The 2,077-nt window shown below is 45.2% G+C and carries 4 protein-coding genes; all 4 read left to right on the forward strand.

The window, feature by feature from the left end:
- Nucleotides 1-367, forward strand: a 367-nt coding sequence (locus tag BJP37_RS37860; protein WP_214607785.1) for a hypothetical protein, incomplete at its 5' end; no start/stop codon positions are given.
- 21 nt (nt 368-388) lie between these two features.
- Complete coding sequence (locus BJP37_RS31090; protein ID WP_070395846.1) at nt 389-571, forward strand: translation initiation factor IF-2; 183 nt, start codon at nt 389-391, stop codon at nt 569-571.
- A 147-nt stretch (nt 572-718) separates the two neighbouring features.
- Nucleotides 719-1,207: a photosystem II cytochrome c-550 gene (gene psbV / locus BJP37_RS31095; protein WP_075904724.1), complete on the forward strand. Its 489-nt coding sequence runs from the start codon at nt 719-721 to the stop codon at nt 1,205-1,207.
- A 220-nt stretch (nt 1,208-1,427) separates the two neighbouring features.
- A complete protein-coding gene (gene psbV2, locus BJP37_RS31100; protein WP_081431392.1) occupies nt 1,428-2,012 on the forward strand; it encodes a photosystem II cytochrome PsbV2 in 585 nt (194 codons plus the stop codon).
- Nucleotides 2,013-2,077 lie beyond the last annotated feature (65 nt).

Raw genomic sequence — 2,077 nt, forward strand, 5'->3', positions numbered from 1 at the left:
AGCTCTTTCGCTGTTTCTGACTCTTCCTAATTGTAAAAAACCTACCCTTGTGAGGATGGGGAGATGGGGAGATGGGGAGATGGGAAGCGACTGGCTTGGTTTCTACGGGGCTGACAAGGTGCTCCCGATAGATTACAAAACCGAATGCTGCTTTCTGATAACACCACGAAATAATCCTTTGGTTTCATCATCTTCTCTATTGCCTATTGCCTTCCCCTCCTGGGAGGGGTTAGGGGTGGGTTCCTCTTGCCTTCCCCTCCTGGGAGGGGTTAGGGGTTGGTTCCTCTTGCCTCTTGCCTTTTTCCCCCAAACCTCCCACACTTCCCAGACTCCCCCCTCTCCCCACACTCTTACCCCTGTTCCTTAGTTATTATCAGGTTTAATTATTATGGGCTTTGCAGACCTATCAATTGTGGAAATTGCTGCCGAGTATGACCTTCGGGTAGAAGAGGTATTCGATCTATGCCAGCAGTTGGGCATTGCTTACAAAAATCAAGACACCCATCTGCCTCTAGAAGATGCCAAGGCTGTTATATTAAAGATTTTGTCTCAAACAAAGGGTAATGGCTAATTGGTAATCGGTAATACCTGAGTTCGATAGCCGTGATTGGTTGACTCAGATCCCCCTCAGCGAGAGAATGTGCAGGGAATCAGTTAATGCTGTTTTGAAAAACTAATCCCATATGAGCCACATTTTTAGTTTAGAGGAGAATCAAAAATGAAGCGATTTATCTTGCTGATCACGGCAACCCTATTCTTTGCCTTTCAAATTGCAGTGGGCAGTTCAGCAGCCCTTGACCTGTCTAAAGAGCTCCGCACCGTACCTTCCAATGAAGCAGGTGACACGGTGGTGATGAGTAACAAAGAGATTGTTAAAGGCTTACGCCTGTTTAACACTGTATGTTCTCAATGTCACAAAGGGGGTTACACTAAAACTGACCCTAACGTTACTCTTGGTGCTGAGGACTTAGAATTGGCAACACCACCCCGTGATAACCTGGATGGTATCATAGACTATATGAACAATCCTACCACCTACGACGGGGAAACAGAGATTTATGAATTTCATCCAAGCACTAAGAGTGCTGATCTTTTTGTCTATATGAGGAACGTCTCCCAAGATGACCTCCGTAATGTGGCTGGTTATATTCTCTATGAGATCAACCAGAGACCTGATACGTGGGGTTGTGGTAAAGTCTGTAACTAATTGTTGTTTGTACAGAGGTTAGAAAGCACGAAGCGAAAGGCTTTATGCTTGTTTAAGCAGCAAGGGCAGAGGCTTCTTCTTTTGGCAGTTAGGGGTTAGGGGTTAGGAGTTAGGGGTTAACCAAAATCAATAACCCTAGCTTCTTTAACTAGACCTGATTCGCTAATAGAAGAAGCCGCTGCCCTGTTGCTCAATCAGTACATATCACTTTAAATACTCAATGCTCCGTAGATTATTAGACTTCTTTGAGAAGTTGGGAACAGTGGACAACAATTCACGGGAAAAGTATCAAAAAACTAGTTTGGCAAGAGGTCTATTCGTATCAATCCGTTATTTGCTGCTAGTTGTTCTGGTGTTCTTCCTAGAGACATGCACGGTTAGTTCACCAGCCCAGGTTCCAGTTAACGACTACGTCAGGCGCTACCTAGACGTAGCAGAACCTGTAGCGATTGCTGTAGATGTCAAGGGAGAGACTAAGCAGTTTGACGGCGAAGACTTGTCTGTTGGTCAAAACTTATTTTCCGAAAATTGCCAGAGGTGTCATGTGGGAGGAGCTAATCTCATTGATCCCACTGTGTCTCTATCTCTGGAGAGGCTAGCTAAGGCAACACCACCTCGGGATAATCTCAATGGTTTAATTGCTTTTATGAGGCAACCGATGACCTATGATGGTACCGAGGAAAGCTTCTCGTGCCGCGAAGTCGAAGAGAGTTGGATACCACAGGAGGAAATCGAGAAATTAGCGGCATTTGTGATCAGAGCCGCACAGAAAGGACCAGGATGGGGCACTGAGGATTTATTTTAAGTTAGGAAATAGGGAATAGGGAATAGGGAATAGGGAATAGGGAATAGGGAATAGGGAATAGGGAA

The organism is Moorena bouillonii PNG, assembly GCF_001942495.1.
GTDB lineage: Bacteria > Cyanobacteriota > Cyanobacteriia > Cyanobacteriales > Coleofasciculaceae > Moorena > Moorena bouillonii.